This is a genomic window from Amycolatopsis sp. BJA-103 (genome assembly GCF_002849735.1).
Lineage (GTDB): Bacteria > Actinomycetota > Actinomycetes > Mycobacteriales > Pseudonocardiaceae > Amycolatopsis.
The window spans coordinates 3815029-3833962 of the sequence record NZ_CP017780.1 but is presented as its reverse complement, the minus strand read 5'-3'; the positions used below and the strand labels follow the sequence as shown (position 1 = coordinate 3833962).

Genomic DNA, 18934 nt, shown 5'->3' with positions numbered 1-18934 from the left:
TTCGAATCGTCACCCGCGATCACCCGGCCCCCACCAAGCCACCGCAGCCCTCCCGTGTCAGGTTCACGAAATAGCCCGGCACACGAAGATATTCCGACGACCATCCGTCTTCGGAACATTCTCGAAGCGGTTGAATTTCGTTACCCGGTCGAGATTCCCGTTTCGTATCCGGCCACTCTCCTCCCGCGACCTCAATGACGTGGTCCGTTCTGTCATGAGAGGGAGGCTGTGATGGCGGTCAGGTTCGTCTCGCCCGACCCGGACGCGTACCCCGAATCAGGCGCCGTCGAGGAGGCCTATCTACCGTCTTGTCCCGCTGAACTGCTGGAACGCCATGGCGCGCGGGTGCTGCGACCCGCGGACGCGATGGTCGTCGCCGGATGGCCGTCGGAGCGGTCGAGCAGGTTCCTGCCGACCGTCTACCGCGCGAACGCCCTCCTGATGCCGGCGGAGGCGTGGAACGACGGTCCCACCCGCTCCGGTATCGAGGGCGTTCTGCGGGACATGGGATTGCAGGCCCTCACGTCAGGCAGTGACCTCCGCCCGGCGGGCGCGCCGGTCTCGCTCGCGTTGGCGCTCCTTCCCGACGCGAGCGCGCGGACCATCGACGCGTGGGAAGTGCTGCAGCGCATGCGCGAGGCCTCCAGTCGCGAGAGGGCGGGGCTCGATCCGGCTGTCGTGCGCAGGTTTTCCTTGGACCACCTCATGTTCACCGGCGTGGGCCTGACCGGTGTGCCCTGGGATGTCACCGGACTGGGCGAGCGCGTCAACGGTGGCCGGGCAGGCGGCCGGTCCCGGATCCCCGTCTCCCTGCCCGGCCCCGCGCCGTCGCGACCCGCACTGGCCCGGCGCCCGACGGTGCTGGTTCCCGATTCCGGCACCGGGCCCCATCCCTGGCTCGACGTGTACGACCCGTCGCAAGGGGGTCAGTCCGGCGATGAGTTCATCGTCGTCGCACCGGACATCCAGGCGGCGATTCTCGAAAACGAAAAACTGCTGGCGTCGACGGCTCCGGTGGAATTGCTGGTGGGCCATCGCGACGGGCCGATGACGACGGACCCGCTGATCGGCGAGGTCGCCGCGGACGCGGGCCACGGCACCTTCATCGCGGGTGTCGTCCGGCAGGCGGCGCCTCGCGCGAAGGTCCTCGCGGTCAGGATCGTGCACACCGATGGCGTCGCTTATCTTTCGGACACCTTGCTCATGCTGCACAAGGCCCTGGACCGGGTTCGCGCCGCGCAGAAGAGGAACGGCGATCCCGACCTGATGATCGACGTCATTTCGTTTTCCATCGGGTATTTCGAGGAATGGCCGTCGGCCGCGAAGTACACCTCTCAGCTCGCCGAGGTCGTCGGCAAACTGACCGAGCACGGCGTGGTGGTCGTCGCCGCGGCGGGCAACAACGCGACGACACGCGAGTTCTTCCCCGCGGCCCTTTCGACCCGGCTGTCGGGCAAGGGGCCGCGGGTGGTCGGCGTCGGCGCGCTGAATCCCGACGGCAGCAAGGCGTTGTTCTCCAACGAAGGCGCCTACGTGTCCTGCTGGGCCGACGGCGTCTGCGTGGTGAGCACGCATCCGACCGACATCGACGGATCGGAAACTCCGGACCATCATGTACCCGCTCTGGGCCGGAAGGGATTCGACCCGGACTGTTTCTCGAGTGGATTCGCGATCTGGGACGGAACCTCCTTCGCCGCCCCGCAGGCGGCTTCGGCGGTGCTCAACGCGCTGATCGAAGTCGCGGAGACGGAGAGAACGCCGCTCACGGACTGCACGCGAAGCGCCACCCGGAAGCGGGCCGAAGCGGCATTGGACCTGCTCCGATGAACACGCCATCGGGCGCCCTCGACTTCGACCATCTCGCGACGCTGCTCAAGTCCGCCCAGAGTGGTGACAGGGAAGCCCTGAACGGGCTGATCGAGACCCTGACCCCCTTGCTGTGGCATGTCGCGAGAGCGCAGGGGATCGACAGGGACGGCGCGTCCGACGTCGTCCAGACGTCATGGCTGAATCTTCTCGGCTCCCTCCACGAGATCCACAGTCCCGCCGGCCTCACCGGCTGGCTGATCACGGTGACCAAACGGGAGACCTGGCGGGCGCGGACCCGCTACCAAGCCGAGCGCCCGCCCGCCGACGGTCTTTTCGAGTCGGTGCCCGCGCCCGGTCCGCGTCCGGACGACGAGGCGGTCGCCGCCGATCAGCGGCGGAGGTTGTGGGCGGCGGTGAACAAGTTGCCCGAACGGTGCCGGACCCTGCTGCGCATCGTCGCCTTCGTGCACCGACCGGATTACGAGGAGATCAGTTCGGCGCTCGGGATCAAACGAGGCAGCGTCGGACCCACACGAAGCCGTTGCCTGACCCGGCTCAAGCAGATCTTGACCACCGCCCACGGCGAGGAGTGGAGATGACCGGCATCAACGAAGAATCCCTCGACGACCTGGACCGGACATTGCTCCGCCAGGTTCGCGAGCTGTGGAACGAAACCGACCCGGTACCCGTGAACCTCGTGGAACAGATCCAGTTCGCGGTCCGGCTGAAGAACGTCGAACTGGAGGTCTTCCGGCTGATCGAATGCGGAGGGGTGCCCGCCGCCAGGGGGGACGAGCGCAGCACCCTGCTCACCTTCGAGTGCAGCAGTCTCACGATCATGGTCAGCGTCGGCGCCCGCACCGACGGCACGGTCCGGCTGGACGGGTGGATCCAGCCACCGGCCGCGCTGGAGATCGAGGTCAGGACCTCCTCCGGCTCGATCACGATCAGCTCTGACCGCGAGGGGCGGTTCGCCGTCGACAGGGTGGCGCGGGGCATGGTTCAGCTGATCGCCCGGCCGCAGGGTGGAGGCCGGACGATCAGCACGCCGGCCATGGAACTCTAGGGCCGGTCGTGGAGCCGGATCACCTGTCGCCGAAGGGCATCGACGAGCGTGTGCGCGCGCTGCACCGCGATGGGATCGAAGCGACCAACAGCGGGCACCCCGTACGCGGAGCCCGGCTGCTCCGTGCCGCGGTGAAACTGCTGAACCGTGCTCCGGCTCGGCCGGCGCTCGCCGCGAGAGTTCTGAGCACCCTCGGGGGTGTCGAGGTCGTGCTGGGCAACAGCGAACACGGCTTCGACCTGCTGGACGCCGCCGAGGTGCTGCCCGTCGCCCCCGGTGACCACGGTGCGCTCCGTCAGCAGCGCGGACTGGCCCTGATCCTGGTCGGACGGATGGCCGAAGCGCTCACGTGCTTCGACGAAGCCATTCCGCTGTTGAGGCGTTCCGGCGAACCCGTGGCGCTGGCCAGGGCGTTGTTGAATCGTGCGCTGCTGCACCAGACCGCGGGCCGGGTCCGGCTCGCTCTCGCCGACCTCGACGCCTGTGCCGAGATCGCGACGGCCCACGGGGCTGCCGACGGACTTCCCAGGACGTTGGCGAAAGCGCTCCAAGGACGAGGACAGGCGAAGGTGCTGACCGGGGACATCCCCGCCGCGCTCCGCGATTTCAGCGCGGCGGCCGAGGTCTACGCGGAGCATGGCGAGGGCATGTTGGCTCCGCTCGCGGTGGACAAGGGGCGGGCGCTGCTCGCCGCGGGCCTGCCGAGCGAAGCCGCCGCCGAGCTCGATTTCGCCCTCGCGCGTTTCCCCCGGCTCCGGATGGATCAGGAACATGCCGAAGCGGAGCTCACCAGGGCACGAGCCGCCTTGGCGGCCGGAGACCTGGCAGGCGCCCGGCGATGGGCAGGCCGCGCGACCCGTCGCTTTCGCAGGCGCGGCAACGACACCTGGGCCGCGGTCGCCGCGCTCACCCTGCTGCGGGCCGACTTCACGGCCGGTGGCCGGATGAAACGGGTGGCGGCCGACGCGGCGGAACTCGCCACCCGGCTCACGGGCCTCGGGCTCCGGAACGACGCCGAGACGGCGAAGCTCTTGGCCGCCAGGGCCAACATCGCTCTCGCCGACCCCGAGGCCGCACGCGCCGCGCTCGCGGACCGTGCCCTGCCGGACGGTCCGCTGGCGAACCGGTTGCTCCGCAAGCTGGCCCGGGCGGAGCTCGCGTGGTCGACCGGTGACCGGCGGACGACCTTGGCCCAGGCACGGGCCGGGCTGAAATCGCTCGAGGCCTATCGAAGCGGGTTCGGAAGCCTCGACCTCCGAACCGGTGTCGCCTCACTCGGCCGCGATCTGGCGAAGACCGGCCTGGCAGCGGCATGGGCGAACGGTTCGCCGGAGGTCGTCTTCCGCTGGCTGGAACGCTCCCGTGCCCAGGCTTTCGGGATTCAGCGGCCCCACCGGCCCGACGGGGAAACCGTCGACGCCGTCGCCGAACTGCGCCAGCTCGCGGGCAAGATCCGCACCACCGAACTCGCCGGCGCCTCGGACGCGGAGGCGCGACGTCGGTGCGCCGAACTGGAACGCGGCATCAGGGCTAGGGGATGGGAGACCGAAGGGGCCGACCTTCAGGTATCCAGGGCGACCTATGGCGGTGTCCGCGCCGAACTGTCCAAAAGGGACAGTGTGATGCTCGGTTTCCTCGCCGACAAGGACAGATTCCGTGCTTTGGTGGTCGACGGCCACCGTGCGTCGTTGATCGATCTCGGTGACGTGGCCGTGGTGACCGAAGCGGTCATGCGCCTGCAGAGTGATCTGAACGCGGTCTGCGGCCGAAGGCTGCCGGCCGCGCTGGAGCGGGTCATCCGGTCGTCCGTGCGCCGCCAGGTCGGTGTGCTGGCCGAGGAACTGCTGGTACCGCTGCTCACGCGACTGGGCGACGCCGACGTGGTGGTGGTGCCCACGGGAGTTCTTTCGATCGTGCCGTGGGGGTTGCTCGAGCCCTTCCGGGGCCGTCCGGTGACGGTCACACCGTCGCCTTCCGCATGGCTCGCCCTCTGTACGGTGCCCACGCGCGAAACAGCGGACCACGCGGCGATGCTGACGGTCGCCGGTCCCGGACTCGAGCACGCCACGAACGAAGCCGATCGCGTCGCGGAGGTCTACCCTCGCGCGGAAGTGCTGGCAGGCAACGACGCCACGATCGAGGCGACGTCGAAAGCTCTCGCCGAATACGACTCGGTGCATCTGGCCGCACACGGGCACCATGAACAGGAGAACGTGCTCTTCTCCCGCCTCGACCTCGCAGACGGCCCGCTGATGGCCTACGACGTCCAGCTGCTCGAATCCGTGCCGGACCATGTCGTCCTGTCCGCCTGCGACATCGGCCAGGCGGTGGTCCGTCCCGGGGACGAGATCCTCGGGTTCACCGCCGCGTTGCTCTACAGCGGAAGCAGGACGGTGATCTCCAGTGTGGCCAGGGTCGACGATCGAGCGGTCGTCCAGGTCATGGAGTCCTACCACCGGGCGCTGGCGCGGGGGACGGTGCCCGCGAGGGCGCTGGCCGACGCCACCTGCGGCGAATTGCTGATGCCGTTGGTCTGCTTCGGTCAGTGAAGCCGAGCTGGACGAGCGCGGGCCGCGCGAGACGCTCCGGAATCTCTCGCGGCCCTGGCCATCCGTGCCCGTGTCAAACGTTAGCGGCGTACTTCGTCAGGTGGTCCAGGATGGTGGCGGGTTCCGGCATTGCGGCGATCCGCTCGGCGAGGGACGCGGCGGAATCGCGGTACGCGGGGTCGGCGAGCACAGTGCGGACCGCGTCACGGATCCCGTCATCGGCGAGCACCCCGGCGCGAGCCTCGACGACCTGGGCGGCCATGTCGAACTGATCGGTGGCCAGCGGCGAGACCACCAGCGGCACACCGTGCGCGAGCGCGCCCAGTACGGTGCCCGCGCCCGCGTGACAGACGACCGCGTCGACATAGGGCAGTATTCGTTGCTGAGGAAGGAAGTTCTCGATACGTACGGAGTCAGGCTGTGCGCCGAACCGTTCCCGGTCGCCGTCGCGGCCGATGGTCGCGACGACGTTGACACCTTCACCGTGCAGCGCCGAGATCATGGTCTCCAGCACCCCGGGCCGGGTGTTGTGAGAGGTCCCCGCCGTGACGTAGACGGTCCGCGCGTGGGGTAGCCCGTCGAGGACGGCAGGGCGGTTTCCGGCCGCGGGCAGAACTCCTTCCGGGCGCACCGGGAGACGGACGGGGTGATCCCAGGCGACTCCTCCCGGCCGCAACGCTTCCGGCCAGATGTCCAGGTACGGGACGGTGTCGTGATCGGGGAACCGGTCGAGGCCGAAGCGCCGCACGATCGGGTCGAGCGCTCGCCAGCCGCCCGCCATGATCCCGGCCGGTTTCGGCGGCCCGATCCCGTGCACCACGTACGGCAAACCGGCGATCGCGGCGGCGGCGGGCGCGGCGAATTCGGCGGCACCCGCGATCACCAGATCGGGCCGATGCTCGCGGACCGCGGCCAGCATCTCGTCCACCCTCGGCCCGGCTCCCGTCTCGGCCATCACGGTGACCACGTAGGCCAGCTTCTCGTCCGGCGACATCACCGCCAGCTCGGAGGGTGCGTACTTTCCCCAGGCCCGACGGGCGGCCGCCTCGTCGACCGGTCCGCCCACCCCGATCGTCGGCAAGCCGCTCGCCCGCGTGTGCTCGACCGCGTTCGGCCCGGTCGCGAACACGACGTCGTGCCCCCGATCCCGCGCCGCCGAGGCCAGCGGCAGCAAGGGGGCGATGTGGCTGTATCCCGATCCGGCGGAGAAGAACAGACGTGTCACTGAAGGCTCCTCAACGAAGGAATTGTCCATAGCTCTTCTGCAGGCGCAGTTCGTTGATCTGCCGCGAGGTGTCCAGCGTGACACTGACGAGGAACACGAGAACCACCTGGAGGGTCACGCCGCCGAAGGGGAGTCTCGGGCTCGCGTCCAGCAAAGCGAGTCCGGCGACCGGGATCAGCGCGATCACTCCGGCGTAGACCGCGCCGAAGAAGCTGATCCGGTGGTACACGTAGCCGATGTAGTCGGCCGTCCAGCTGCCCGGCCGGATCCCGGGGACGAAACCACCCGTGCGCACCAGGTCTCGGGACACCTGCTCGACGTCCAGTGTTCCCGCCGCCCTGACGAACGCGAAGAGGCCGACGAGGACGACGTAAACCACGATCCGCCAAGGAGTTCCTTCGTCGCGTAGCCGGGATCCGGTCCATTCGAGCCAGGTCACGGTGGGCCAGAGGCCCGACGCCAGTACCGGCAGGGACAGCAGCACGGCGGCGAGGACGGCGGGGCTGTTCGCCTGGGCGATCCGCAAAGGGATGTAGGTCGGGTTTCCGCCGTAGGTCCGCACGCCGATCATCCGCTTCGCGTGCTGTATCGGGATACGGCGTTGTGCCTGCGCGACGACGATCGTGGCCACCATGACCGACGACGCCACGACGGTCATGACCGCGATGGCGACCCAGCCCTTCGCTTCGTAGAGGCGCAGGGACTCCGCCGGCAGCACCGCCAGGACCTGTGCCAGGAGCAGAATCCGGACGCCATTACCGAAGCCGTGGTCGGTGATCACCTCGGTCAGCCGCAGGACCAGCGCGGTACCCGCCGTCATGCACGCCACCGTGACGACGATGGAGACGGCGCCGTGGTCGTCGAAAACCTCCCGGTCTCGGAACACGACCACGCCGACGGCACCGAGGAGGCCGAGCACGACGGTGAGCCGCCGCCGGTACCGAGTCAGCAGGCGCGCGCCGGCTCGCCCTTCGGCCCGGAGCGCGGCCAGCCGCGGGACCAGGGTGATCAGCGTGCGCAGAACCGGAGCCGCGGCCAGGCAGGGAAGGACGCCGAACACGAACACCGGCAGGGTGGACAGCCCGCCACCGGTGAAGAGGTCGAGTAGCCAGTACCAGGGGTTGTCGGTCTTCGGGATTGCTTCGAGCGCGCGGGTGTCCACGTGGGGAGCGGGCAGGTCCTGCCCGAGCCGGAACACCACGATCGCCAGCAGGGTGACCAGGATCCGGTGACGGAGGGAGCTTCTGCCCGCCGTCCGCTCGGCACTGTCGTTCATTGGTTGCTGAGGCCTCCGTCGTCGTCCTGCCCGCCATGTGTGGACCACGCTAGGAAGGGCGGATGAAATCCCGATGACACGCCGCCCGGCTCACCGGGCAGGACGGAGCCGCTCGGTGAGGTAGGCGAGGATCTCGTCTCTGGCCCGCAGCGTGGGTTGCCCGTCGGAGTCGACGAGGTGAGCGGTGACGACGCTGTGCGGCGTGCCGACCACGTCACGGAAGAACGGGGGAGGGTCGGTGTTGGCGGCGCCGTCCGGCAGGACGCGGCCGTCGAAGGCGTCGCCGAGGAGGGCTTGGTAGGCGGCGAAGCGCTGGCCGGTGCACCAGCGATCACCGTCGAAGCGGTAGGCGAGGACTTTCAGGCCATCACGCGAGACGCGGTCTCGGATCGCGAGCGCGTCTTCGTCGCTGAGTTCGAGCCCGCCCGGGTCGTCCAACGGCAGTGACGGATGGTTGACCACGGACGCGACGACGGCGGGTTCGAGCGCCATCGTGAGGGCGAAGTTCCCGGTGAAGCACAGCCCGATCGCTCCTACTCCGGGACCGCCGCACTCGGCGTGGGCCAGCCGTGCGAGCCCGCGCAGCCAAGACGTGACGGGGCTGGTGCCGCCGCCGGCGAACGCCCTGAACTCCGCGCTGACACACGCGCGGCGGACCACCTGCTGGCCCTCCTCGGCCGTCGGGTAGGCCCCGTCCGTTCCGAAGAGGGACGGCAGGTGGACGGTGAACCCCGCGTCCCGCACCCAGCGCGCGAACCGGAGAACGTCGGGGCTGATGCCCGGCATCTCGGGCATCAGCACCACGGCGGGCCCGGAACCCCCGACGTATACCGTCTTCGTCACGCCGTCCACCTCCCGGAGACAGCGAGAGAAATCGGTGATCGCATCGTCGAGGTTTCCGTCCACACCCGCAGCCTGGACCATCGCGCCCATGGGCGGCGATAGGCCGGATCGCCAGATTCAGGGGTAATCTCGCCATATGCTGCGAGTCGGTGTCCTGGCCTATCCGGGTTGCTTCGCGTCCGAGGTGTTCGGCGTCCCCGATCTCCTCACGATGGCCACGCACGTCGCAGGACCGGACAACGCCGGATACGAGGTGTCTGTCGTCTCGCCGCGCCGCCGAGTCGTCGCATCCGGCGGTGTGGCGTTGACCGTCTCGCCGCTGCGTGAGGTGGACGTCCTGGTCGTGCCGGGATTCGAGTTCATACCCGGTCAGGACCTCGACGCGAAGATCGCGGGCCTCTCCAAGGAAGTCGCGGCGATCCGGTCCCACGCCGAAGCGGGCAACGTCGTCGTCTCGATCTGTGTCGGCGCGTTCCTGCTCGGCGAAGCAGGGCTTCTCGACCGGCGCCGCGCCACCACGTCCTGGCTCTTCGCGGACGAACTGGCTCGACGCCGCCCTGAGGCCGATGTCCGGCCCGAGCACCTGGTCGTCACCGACAAGGGAGTCACGACGACGGCGGCCTTCAGCGCCATGTACGACTTCGCGCTCGAACTGATCCGCGAACACAGCGGCGCCGAGGTGGCGCGGACGACAGCGCGGGTGGCGCTGGTCGACGACGCGCGATCGTCCCAGACCCCCTACGTCGACGCGCGGCTCCTTCCACAGCGCGGCAACGAGTTCTCCCGCCAGGTCATGCGACGGCTCGACCAGAACCTGGCCGCCCGTTACGACCTGGCGGCCTTGGCGGACACGTTCAAGGTCAGCACGAGGACGTTGCTGCGGCGTTTCGCGGAGGAGGCGGGCCAGAGCCCGCTCGAATACCTGCATTCCTCACGCGTCCGGCGCGCCCGCCATCTTCTCGAAACGACGGACCGCACCGTCTCCGGAATCTGTACCGCGATCGGGTACCGGGACCCCGGAACCTTCGCCGCCCTGTTCGCCAAGCACACGGGACGCCGTCCGAGGGATTACCGCGCGGCGTTTCGTCGCGGCGCGGGCGGATAGCCAGGTCAGGCGGTTCCGCCGGGGTTCGACGGCGGCTCGTCGGCGGCGTCCGCGACGAACCTCTCGGCGGCCGCCGCGTCGACGCCCAGTGAGGACAGCAACCCGGTGCCGTTCTCCTCTTCCAGCAACGCCAACAGGATATGGCCGGTGCCGACGCCGTCGTCGTCGAGCCGCAAGGCCGTCCGGAAGGTCAGCTCGAGCGCTTTCTTCGCACGGGCGTCGTACGGAATCATCACCGGATCGGCGTCGGTGCGTGGCGGCAGGGTCGCGACCACCGTTTCCCGTGCGCGGTCGAGATCGACACCCTGCGCCCGCAAGGCATCGGCCGCGGTGCCCTCGGTGCCGAGCAGGCTGAGGACGAGATGCGCGGGGATGATCTCGGCGTTGCCCGCCAGCTTGGCCTCTTGCATGCTGGAGATGACCGCGGCGCGGGCGGGCTGGGAGAACTTCTCGAAACTGTGCGACGGGTTGGCATCGGGTTTGCCGACGAACCGTTTCTGCGCGGCCTGTTTGGTGACACCCATGCTGCGGCCGATGTCGGTCCAGGACGCGCCAGAACGACGGGCCTGGTCGACGAAGTGGCCGATGAGATGGTCGGCGACCTCACCGATGTGGTCGGCCATCAGCATCGCTCCGGCAAGTTGGTCGAGGGCGTCGGTGTGGTTCTTGGTGATCGCCGTGATCAGGTCGTCGAGCCTGACCGGCGGGTTTGCCTGTGTCATGTCGTCAACCCTAGGTTGACTAGACCGGTTTCGTCAACCTCAGGTTGACGCCGGAGGGGTGGCTGTTCCCCGACTTGCGGGCCCGGCGATGTCGTGTCACCAATGGACACGCTCCACTCCAGTGACGTCCTGAGCCGCGAGAGGACCCGTACAGCCTGTGGACCTGACCCTCGTCGTCGTGCTCGGTGTCATCAGCATCGTGGCCGTGGCCGCGTTCTCCGAGCGGCTCAACCTGGCCGCGCCGCTGAGCCTCGTGCTGGTCGGCATCGGCCTGAGCTTCCTGCCGGGCGTCCCGCATCCGGAGGTGGAGCCCGAGCTGATCCTCGCGGGGGTGCTGCCCCCGCTGCTGTATTCGGCGGCGGTGAACATGCCGATGGTCGACTTCCGGCGGAACATCCGGCCGATCACCGGCCTCGCGGTCCTGCTCGTGGTGGGGTCGACGCTGGGCGCGGGCTGGCTGTTCCACTGGCTGATCCCGGACATCGGCTGGCCCGCCGCGTTCGCGCTCGGCGCGGTCATCAGCCCCACCGACGCCGTCGCGGCGACTTCGGTGGGACGGCGGCTCGGCTTGCCGCCCCGGCTGCTGACCGTCCTCGAAGGCGAAGGGCTCGTCAACGACGCCTCCGCGCTCGTGCTGCTGCGGTCCGCCGTCGCGGCGGTCGCCGGGTCGGTGTCCGTCTGGGGCATCGTGGGGGAGTTCTTCTACGCGGTCGCCGTGGCGGTCGGGATCGGGCTCCTGGTCGGAGTCGTCAACGTCCGGGTGCGCGCGTTGCTGGGCAACGCGGTGCTCAACACCGCCATCTCCTTCGTGGTCCCGTTCATCGCCTTCCTGCCTGCCGAAGAGGCGGGTGCTTCGGGAATCCTCGCCGTCGTCGTCGCCGGGCTGGTGACCGGTCACCTCGCCCCGCGGCACCTGCGCGCGACGGATCGTCTCGCCGAGACCGTCAACTGGCGCACCGTGGCCTTCCTGCTGGAGAGCGGGATGTTCCTGCTGATGGGACTCAGCGTCAAGACCCTCGTCGACGAGGTGCACGAAGACGGTTCGAGCGCTTGGCGCGCGCTCCTCATCGGCCTGGCCGCCTCGGTGCTCGTCATCGTCGCGCGCATCGTTTTCGTCGGACCGCTCGTCGCGGGTCTTTACCGCGAACAACGAAGAGCGGCGCGATTCAAGCCTCGCTTGGAAACGACCCAGGCGGTTCTTCGGGGCGACGAGTCCCATCCCGCCGTCACCGAGCGCCTGGACAAAGCATCACCACGGCGGGTGGAGAACCTCCGGAAACGGCTCGATCGTGCCGCCGCGGACGTCGAGTTCCGGCTCACCGAAACTCTGGGCTGGCGCGGCGGCGTGGTGCTCGGCTGGGCGGGGATGCGCGGGGCGATCACCCTGGCCGCGGCGCAGACCCTTCCGCAGGACACGCCGGATCGCGCGCTGCTGGTCCTGATCGCCTACGTGGTGGCGACCACCACACTGCTCGTCCAGGGCTTGACGCTCCCGGCGGTCATCCGCGCGGCACGCGTACCCGAAGAGGATCCGGACCGGTTGCGCCGGGAGTACGTCGGTCTCATGACCGAGCTGACCGAGGCGGCCAAGTCCTTTTTGGACGACCCGGCGCTGGAAGATCCGGGCAACGGGCCGTTCGGCGAGCGGGTCCTGGACCGGGTGCGGTCGGATGTGCGCGTCCCGTCCGGAGCGCGGGCGGGCCGCCCGGAACCGGATCAGGCCGAAAGCGTGTTCCAGTATCTGCGGCTGCGGTTGCGTGTCCTCACCGAGCAGTCCGAGCGCCTCCAGCGTGCGCGGTCGAGCGGCCACTACAGCTCGGAGGCCTTGAGCCGCGCGCAAACCTCCCTGGACGTGGAGATGGCCCGCCTCGAGCAACTGGGGGACAAGCCCGCCTCATGACCTGGTCCTGCCGCCCTCAGGACCGACGGCCGCTGATGGTGGTGGCGCCGGCGTAGCGGGCTTCGGTGCCGAGTTCCTCTTCGATGCGGAGGAGCTGGTTGTACTTGGCCGTGCGGTCGGAGCGCGACAGCGAGCCGGTTTTGATCTGGCCGCAGTTGGTGGCGACGGCGAGATCGGCGATGGTGGTGTCCTCGGTTTCGCCGGAGCGGTGCGACATCACCACGGAGTAACCCGCCTTGTGCGCGGTCTCGACCGTGGTGAGGGTTTCGGTGAGCGTTCCGATCTGGTTGACCTTGACCAGGATCGAGTTCGCGATGCCGCGCTCGATACCGTCCTCGAGCAGTTTCACGTTGGTACAGAACACATCGTCGCCGACGAGCTGGACGCGGTCGCCGATGGCGCCGGTGAGCTGCTCCCAGCCGGTGAAGTCGTCCTGGGCGATACCGTCCTCAATGGACACGATGGGGTAGCGCGAGGTCAGGTCGGCGAGGTAGGCCACGTGCTCCTCGACGCTGCGCTTGCGGCCTTCTCCGGTGTAGTCGTAGACGTCGCCGGTGTAGAACTCGGACGCGGCCGGGTCGAGCAGCAGGGCGATGTCTTCTCCGGGGGTGTAACCGGACTTCTCGATCGCACGCAGTACGAACTCGAGCGCCTCGTCGGCGGAGTTGAGGTTCGGCGCGAAGCCGCCTTCGTCTCCGACATTGGTGCTGTGCCCGGCTTCGTGGAGCGAGGCGCGCAGGGTATGGAACACCTCCGAGCCCATCCGGACGGCGTCGGTGAAGGTCTCGGCGCCGAGCGGGCCGATCATGAACTCCTGGAAGTCGATCGGGTTGTCCGCGTGGGCGCCGCCGTTGATGATGTTCATCATCGGCATCGGCAGCAGATGCGCGGACACGCCACCGACGTAGCGGTACAGCGGGAGGTTCCTGGCGGCCGCGGCGGCTTTGGCCACGGCGAGCGAGACGCCGAGGGTGGCGTTGGCACCGAGCCGGGCCTTGTTCGCGGTGCCGTCCAGTGCGATCAGCGCGCGGTCGACGTCGGCCTGCGCCTCCGCGTCGCGTCCGACGATCGCTTCGGCGATCTCGGAGTTGACGGCGTCGACGGCCTTGCGCACACCCTTGCCGTGGAAGCGGGTCTTGTCCCCGTCACGGAGTTCGACCGCTTCCTTGGTCCCGGTGGAGGCGCCCGACGGTACGGCGGCCCGGCCGAGTGAGCCGTCCGCCAGTTCGACGTCGACCTCGACGGTCGGGTTGCCCCGGCTGTCGAGGATCTGGCGGCCGTGGACCCGGGTGATGACGGTCATGTTCGCTCCTCGATGAGTCGCGCCGGAACACCGGGCCCGAGACGGCCACGGCGTATCGGCTGCGGTGCGCGGCACCCCAGTGAGCCGCGAGACATCCGGGAGACTAGCAGAGATCCACTGAATCGATCCCGAATTCCGTCCGGCCGGCTCGGGGAGCAGGACGCACCCGCCCGGCGCGACTACGTTCGCGAAACTCCCCCGATCGTCTTGCGCCGCGACTCGCGGGCCTTCCGGATCACCTTCACCGAGCCCCACCAGGCGAAACCGGTGACGCGCAGCACCGGCGCACCGATCGCCGGCCGTTGCCGCGTCCGGCTGCGGCCGGTCCCGAAGCCGCCCATGAGCCCGATTCCCCGGACGTCGACTACGAAGTCCTCCGGGACCACGATCGTGACGCCGCCCATGATCGCGACGGCCCTGATCGTGCAGGGATCGGCGGTGATCTCGGCGTGCCGCAGATCGAGGCGCACGCTGCCCCAGAAGGCGCGGCTGACGTGTTTCGACGGCAGCGGCCCGTCGAACCGTCGTCGAGTGCCCGACATGACGGCGATGGAGGACCGCCCACCGCGTGCGTCCTCGGCATCGGTGCTCACCGGAGAGAGGTCCGCGACGACAGGCTCGAAGTCCGCGAAGGTCTTCGCCGAGTAGACGGCGTCGAGTCTCGCCTCCAGCTCGGCGGTGGTGATCCGGCCCGCCCCCATGGCCTCGTACAGCAGCTGAGCCACCCTTTCGCGGTCGGAATCAGCCACTCGCCTCGCCGATCGCTCCACTTCAGACATGGTCGCGATTGTAGGGGTCGGGGCCGTTTTTCCTTACCTGTGAAGAAAAAGTGGTCCGGCGACCTTGACGCAGGTGAGCAGGTGCCGGAGAGGCGGGATGACGGGCGTGACAAAACCAGGCCGCGTTACGCCGTATAGGGTTCGGGGCATGAGCCAGCAGATCCCGTTCGCCGACACCAACTTCAAGCTCGCCGTCGTCCAAGAGCTGATGTACAACCAAGACCTCCTGCCGAGGTTCAACCTGCGGGAGTACGCCGCCGCACAAGGTTTCACCTATGACGACGGGAGCGTCGAGGCGGTACCTGAGGCTCTGGCGTACTTCGAGGCGCTCGAGGTCCCTGTCGAGCTCGCGGAGAAGATCACCGAGATCGAGATGGACGGCGGCAACGAGATCTACCTGGAGATCGCGCCGAACTGGGACGGCGAGGACGGGCTGTTCGACGTCGACGAGTTCGCCGACCTGCGGCACTTTCCCCACCTGAAGTCGATGACGCTGCTCTACACGGGCAACGAGGAGGCGCTGGAGACGTTGCGCGCCCGCGGAATCGAGGCAGACTGGCTCTGAGGCGAGCCTTCTCCTCTCGATGTGGAGAAGGATGCCTCGCGGATCACAGTCGCTCACCCAGTAGTTTCGCCACCTGGGTGTAGACGTCGTCGCGATGATGGGGGAGATGGAGGTCCACCATCCTCGTCTCTCCGTGGACGCGCTTGGCGATGGCGAGCGTGGTCCAGTAGTCGTCCAGTTCGCAGTACATCGCGGCGTCTCCGACTCCGGGAAGCGATGTGCTCGGGCCTGTGCAGTTCTTGGCCGTGCTGGAGACCGGAGTGTTCGGGTCGGCTTTGGTGAAAGCGAAGAAGTAGAGCCGTGGCGCCGATTCGCGCGGCGGATCGCCGGTTCCGTAGGCACAGGTGTACTTCGGTGCCGTGTCGGTCTTTCCGGGTGGTTCTTCCTTGGCGACGATGCCCGAGGTGCCGATGATCTGAGCGAGTTCTCCGGCCCCGAGGAACGGGCAGGCGGCGGTCACCTTCGGAGGGAAACCGCCGGCGTGAAGGTGGGCTGCGTGCTGCTGGTGGCCGGTTTGCTCGGAGGCGGTTTGCTCGTCGACGACGCAGGTGGCGGCGTGGGACTTTCGTCCGGACCGCCGCAGGCCGAGGCCGCGAGCAGCAGACTGAGCGCGGCGAGAATCCCCCAGGATCTGTCCATTCGGGAAACCTAGCCCTGAGACGCGGGAACTGCCAGGGTTCCGGCAGGCGTGGGGACGCTCATGGTTCGCCAGGTCCCCACGCCGTCACGGACTACCGCTTGACGTAGAGGTCCCACGAATAGGTCGACGCCGAGCAGAAGTAGTCCGACCAGCGGCCCTCCTGCTTGCCTGAGTGGCCGCTGATCTTGCAGTCGCCCTCAGTCGACCAGCTGGACTCGCGGTAGTACCTCGGGTCGACGCCCGCGCTGGCAGGCTGCGCGAACGCGATCGTTGACGCCAGTGCGCCCATCACGGCGGCGGCTGCCGCGATCTTCTTCTTCACTTGTGCATCCCCAGTTCTCTCTCTTGGAACACGTGCGCGCACAAACAATCATGAAACGGGCGCGCTTGTCCGGCGATCAGGTGAATTCAACAAGTTGTTGACGGCTTGGCGTGTTGCACATGCCGCTACGGCATGTGCTGTCCTTGGAGGCACCACAGCACGAGAGGCGCCGTTTGCGATGTACCTTTCCTTCACGTCTCCCCGGCACGTCAAGATCGGTGATGCCGCCGCTTTCGCTGGGACGACCCCACGTGCCATCCGCCACTACCACCAGATCGGCCTGCTTCGGGAGCCTGAGCGCGGTGGGGACGGCCGCCGCCACTACGGCTACGACGACATGATCCGTCTGCTGTGGATCCGCAAGATGGCAGAGGCCGGCATCAAGCTCGACGACATGCGGGCCGCGTTCGACGAAACCCGGGACATCGAGGAAAACCTGGACCTCCTGGATGAAACCCTGGCCGCCCAGGAGGCCAACATCCGACGTCAGCGCGCGGCCGTTCAGCGCCTGCGGGCCGTGGGCAGCCCGCTGGGACTCCTTTCCGACCTGGTGACGGACAGGCTCAGTCACCTGCCCGCTGGCGCGCTGCGCCCCTCCGACCTGGAGGCCCTGCTGGTCACGGAGCGGATCTTCGGTCCGCTGGGCGCCGCCGTCCAGGCCGGTTTGTTCATCGCGCTGGCCACCCACCCCGACCTGCGGGCTGAGGAAGACCGTCTCGACTTGGCCGAGGCCGCCCTCGACGACGGTGTCGAGCCGGACGATCCGCGCGTCGAAGACCTTGCCGTCCAGCGATACACCCATAACAAGGCCGTGTGGCAGGCCATCGAGGCCGCCGGGCTGGACGCGGACGAGGAGAAGCTCTTCGAGAACTACGAAGACCCGGACGAGGGAAACGACACGCAGATGAGCGCCCTCGAAGCGTTCACCAAGATGCCGTACGACTTCTCACCCGCCCGGATGCGCTGCATCGAGCGCGCGGGACAACTCCTCGGTCAGGATCTCGCAGACGGCTGACGCCGTCATCCGTGTCGGATCGCGTCGATCAGCATGTGCACGAGTTGCTCCACGCTGACCTGCCACTTGTCTTTCGCCAGATGACCGCTGAGTTCCATTCCCGCGATGCCGTGCGCACTCGACATCAGCAGCGCGCCGTACCGAGGAGCGTCGGACTCACCGACCACATCCGCGACCAGCGCCAGGAATACGCCTTCGAGCCGGCCCGCGGCTTCCAGCGCGGCAGGCGTATCGGCCGGAGCGCTGAACATCAGCGCGTACCGGTGCGGCAGACGGCGAGCGACGTCGATCAGCGCCAGAATGGCTCGCTCCAGCAGTATGTCCGAAGTGGACTCGAGGTTCGCGCGAAGGTGCTCGACGTCGTCCGCCAGGGAACTCCACGCGTTGATGGCGAGCTGGGCAAGCAGATGTTCCTTGTTCTCGAAGTGCCCGTAGGGAGCACCTCGTGAGACTCCGGCCCGGGCTCCGACCGCGCGCAGGGTCACAGCGTCAGGGCCGCCCTGGTCGAGCAGCTCGGAAGCGGCGCGGACAAGAGCTTGCCGCGTGGCCTCGGCGGTCTCGGTGCGTGTCACACCGCCCATTCTAGTTGACAGTGTCATCCGAACTGGGCAGGCTATCCATATGACAGTGTCATATGAGTTGCCCGACCTGACGGGTCGCACCGTCGTCGTCACCGGGACGACCTCCGGCCTCGGTCTCGCTCTCTCCGGTGCGCTGGCGGCGGCCGGTGCCCGGATCCTGATGACCGTTCGCGACGCCGAACGTGGAGCGGCGGCCGTCGACCAGGTGCGAGCCGGGATCGACGGCGCCGGGTCGGCCGAACCCGTTCTGCTCGACCTGGCAGACCTCTCCTCGGTACGGGCCGCCGCCGCGGAGATCCGGGAACGCACCGGGGACCGGATCGACGTGCTGATCAACAACGCCGCGGTGTCGCTGGGGCCGCACAGCCGGACCCGGGACGGGTTCGAGCTGCAGATCGGCACCAACCACCTCGGCCCGGCCGCGCTGACCTGGTTGCTGATGCCCGCGCTGCGGGCAGCCGGAGACCGCGGGCGCCCCGCGCGGGTCGTGACGACGTCCAGCCTCGGCCACCGCACCGGCGGACTCGACCTCGCCGACCTGCATTGGGAGCGCAGGCGCTATTCGCCGACCCGCGCCTACGGAGCCTCCAAGCTCGCGAACCTCCTGTTCGCCGCGGAGCTCGATCGACGGTCGCGCGCCGCCGGGGACCCGGTGCTGTCGATCGCCGCTCACCCGGGGCTGACGACGTCACAGCTGCTGACCAACGCGCTCGCCCGCGGGAGCACGTGGAGGTCCCGCCTTCTCGTGCTGCCGGACCGCTACCTCTCACAGCCGGTCACCGCCGGTATCGCACCCCAGCTCATGGCCGCCACGGGACCGGTCGAAAGCGGTGACTACCTGGGCCCGGCCGGACCGTTCGAGATCCGCGGTCCGGCCGGTCCGGCACGCCGCTCGGCGGCTGCCAAGGATCGGGGGCTCGCGAACGAGCTCTGGCAGGTCACGAGCACCGCCACCGGGGTCACTCCAGATCCCGGGCCCGCAAGCGACACGTGACCGCGATGGGGCGATGCTGACCTCGACTTGAAGTCGAGCCGGGGTGCGGAGAGCAATCATTTCCCCGTCGACCCAGACATCCGCCGGGCGCACTCATCGGCCACACGGTGCTGATCTGGATCGCGATAGCCCGCGGGCCCCTGCTCCCGTTCGCCAACAGACTTACCAAGGTGTTCGCCGGCAACTGCCTCGGCTATCCGCTCCGCTGGGCCGCGTTCGTCCTTTCGTTTTCAGGTTCGG

The 18934-nt window shown here is 68.6% G+C and carries 19 protein-coding genes; 10 read left to right on the top strand and 9 right to left on the bottom strand.

Features of this window, described 5'->3' with window-relative positions; all coding sequences use genetic code 11:
* The first annotated feature begins 231 nt into the window (after positions 1–231).
* From BKN51_RS16610 to BKN51_RS16595, 4 genes are read left to right on the top strand one after another with little or no spacing between them, the layout of a single operon-like run.
* Positions 232–1827 (top strand): S8 family peptidase, encoded by a 1596-nt coding sequence (locus BKN51_RS16610; protein WP_101608523.1) that lies wholly within the window; start codon positions 232–234, stop codon positions 1825–1827.
* Positions 1824–2408: an RNA polymerase sigma factor gene (locus BKN51_RS16605; RefSeq protein ID WP_101608522.1), complete on the top strand. Its 585-nt coding sequence runs from the start codon at positions 1824–1826 to the stop codon at positions 2406–2408. Before BKN51_RS16610 ends, BKN51_RS16605 begins: the two co-directional genes overlap by 4 nt.
* On the top strand, positions 2405–2875 hold the full coding sequence (locus BKN51_RS16600; RefSeq protein WP_101608521.1) for a hypothetical protein: 471 nt from the start codon (positions 2405–2407) through the stop codon (positions 2873–2875). The genes BKN51_RS16605 and BKN51_RS16600 overlap by 4 nt, the downstream gene beginning before the upstream one ends.
* Positions 2876–2883: 8 nt before the next feature.
* Positions 2884–5424, top strand: a complete 2541-nt coding sequence (locus BKN51_RS16595; RefSeq protein WP_233223125.1) for a CHAT domain-containing protein — start codon at positions 2884–2886, stop codon at positions 5422–5424.
* Positions 5425–5497: 73 nt separating this feature from the next.
* On the opposite strand, the gene BKN51_RS16590 is transcribed toward BKN51_RS16595, so the two are convergent.
* The 3 genes from BKN51_RS16590 to BKN51_RS16580 all read right to left on the bottom strand — a co-directional run bounded on the left by BKN51_RS16590 (position 5498) and on the right by BKN51_RS16580 (position 8768).
* Positions 5498–6649, bottom strand: coding sequence for a glycosyltransferase (locus BKN51_RS16590; protein WP_233223126.1), 1152 nt, complete (start codon positions 6647–6649; stop codon positions 5498–5500).
* A 10-nt stretch (positions 6650–6659) separates the two neighbouring features.
* On the bottom strand, positions 6660–7925 hold the full coding sequence (locus BKN51_RS16585; RefSeq protein ID WP_101608519.1) for a preprotein translocase subunit SecY: 1266 nt from the start codon (positions 7923–7925) through the stop codon (positions 6660–6662).
* 90 nt (positions 7926–8015) lie between these two features.
* Complete coding sequence (locus BKN51_RS16580; protein WP_233223127.1) at positions 8016–8768, bottom strand: dienelactone hydrolase family protein; 753 nt, start codon at positions 8766–8768, stop codon at positions 8016–8018.
* 136 nt (positions 8769–8904) lie between these two features.
* Between BKN51_RS16580 and BKN51_RS16575 the strand changes: the two genes are divergently transcribed.
* The gene (locus BKN51_RS16575; protein WP_101608518.1) at positions 8905–9873 is read left to right on the top strand and encodes a GlxA family transcriptional regulator; all 969 of its coding nucleotides are present in this window, start codon (positions 8905–8907) and stop codon (positions 9871–9873) included.
* Between the two features lie 5 nt (positions 9874–9878).
* Here the strand turns inward: BKN51_RS16575 and BKN51_RS16570 are convergent, their stop codons facing one another.
* Positions 9879–10595 (bottom strand): Clp protease N-terminal domain-containing protein, encoded by a 717-nt coding sequence (locus BKN51_RS16570; protein ID WP_101608517.1) that lies wholly within the window; start codon positions 10593–10595, stop codon positions 9879–9881.
* A 157-nt stretch (positions 10596–10752) separates the two neighbouring features.
* Here BKN51_RS16570 and BKN51_RS16565 point away from each other — a divergent pair, with 157 nt between their 5' ends.
* Positions 10753–12495, top strand: a complete 1743-nt coding sequence (locus BKN51_RS16565; protein ID WP_101608516.1) for a cation:proton antiporter — start codon at positions 10753–10755, stop codon at positions 12493–12495.
* Between the two features lie 16 nt (positions 12496–12511).
* On the opposite strand, the gene eno is transcribed toward BKN51_RS16565, so the two are convergent.
* Together eno and BKN51_RS16555 are read right to left on the bottom strand one after the other, a co-directional pair.
* Positions 12512–13798, bottom strand: coding sequence for a phosphopyruvate hydratase (eno, locus tag BKN51_RS16560; RefSeq protein WP_101608515.1), 1287 nt, complete (start codon positions 13796–13798; stop codon positions 12512–12514).
* Between the two features lie 179 nt (positions 13799–13977).
* The gene (locus tag BKN51_RS16555) at positions 13978–14577 is read right to left on the bottom strand and encodes a DUF1707 SHOCT-like domain-containing protein (protein ID WP_101608514.1); all 600 of its coding nucleotides are present in this window, start codon (positions 14575–14577) and stop codon (positions 13978–13980) included.
* Positions 14578–14725: 148 nt separating this feature from the next.
* Between BKN51_RS16555 and BKN51_RS16550 the strand changes: the two genes are divergently transcribed.
* Positions 14726–15142: a DUF6892 domain-containing protein gene (locus BKN51_RS16550; protein WP_101608513.1), complete on the top strand. Its 417-nt coding sequence runs from the start codon at positions 14726–14728 to the stop codon at positions 15140–15142.
* 43 nt (positions 15143–15185) lie between these two features.
* On the opposite strand, the gene BKN51_RS16545 is transcribed toward BKN51_RS16550, so the two are convergent.
* Positions 15186–15602, bottom strand: a complete 417-nt coding sequence (locus BKN51_RS16545) for a hypothetical protein (RefSeq protein WP_101608512.1) — start codon at positions 15600–15602, stop codon at positions 15186–15188.
* Between the two features lie 36 nt (positions 15603–15638).
* Here BKN51_RS16545 and BKN51_RS43135 point away from each other — a divergent pair, with 36 nt between their 5' ends.
* Positions 15639–15794 (top strand): hypothetical protein, encoded by a 156-nt coding sequence (locus BKN51_RS43135; RefSeq protein WP_158255754.1) that lies wholly within the window; start codon positions 15639–15641, stop codon positions 15792–15794.
* 79 nt (positions 15795–15873) lie between these two features.
* Here the strand turns inward: BKN51_RS43135 and BKN51_RS16540 are convergent, their stop codons facing one another.
* Positions 15874–16104, bottom strand: coding sequence for a hypothetical protein (locus tag BKN51_RS16540; RefSeq protein WP_101608511.1), 231 nt, complete (start codon positions 16102–16104; stop codon positions 15874–15876).
* Positions 16105–16282: 178 nt separating this feature from the next.
* Between BKN51_RS16540 and BKN51_RS16535 the strand changes: the two genes are divergently transcribed.
* Entirely contained in the window at positions 16283–17119 is an 837-nt protein-coding gene (locus BKN51_RS16535; protein WP_101608510.1) for a MerR family transcriptional regulator, read from the top strand.
* A gap of 5 nt (positions 17120–17124) precedes the next feature.
* Here the strand turns inward: BKN51_RS16535 and BKN51_RS16530 are convergent, their stop codons facing one another.
* On the bottom strand, positions 17125–17700 hold the full coding sequence (locus tag BKN51_RS16530) for a TetR/AcrR family transcriptional regulator (protein ID WP_233223128.1): 576 nt from the start codon (positions 17698–17700) through the stop codon (positions 17125–17127).
* A gap of 40 nt (positions 17701–17740) precedes the next feature.
* On the opposite strand from BKN51_RS16530, the gene BKN51_RS16525 reads away from it, so the two are divergent.
* The gene (locus tag BKN51_RS16525; protein ID WP_101608509.1) at positions 17741–18694 is read left to right on the top strand and encodes an SDR family NAD(P)-dependent oxidoreductase; all 954 of its coding nucleotides are present in this window, start codon (positions 17741–17743) and stop codon (positions 18692–18694) included.
* Positions 18695–18934 lie beyond the last annotated feature (240 nt).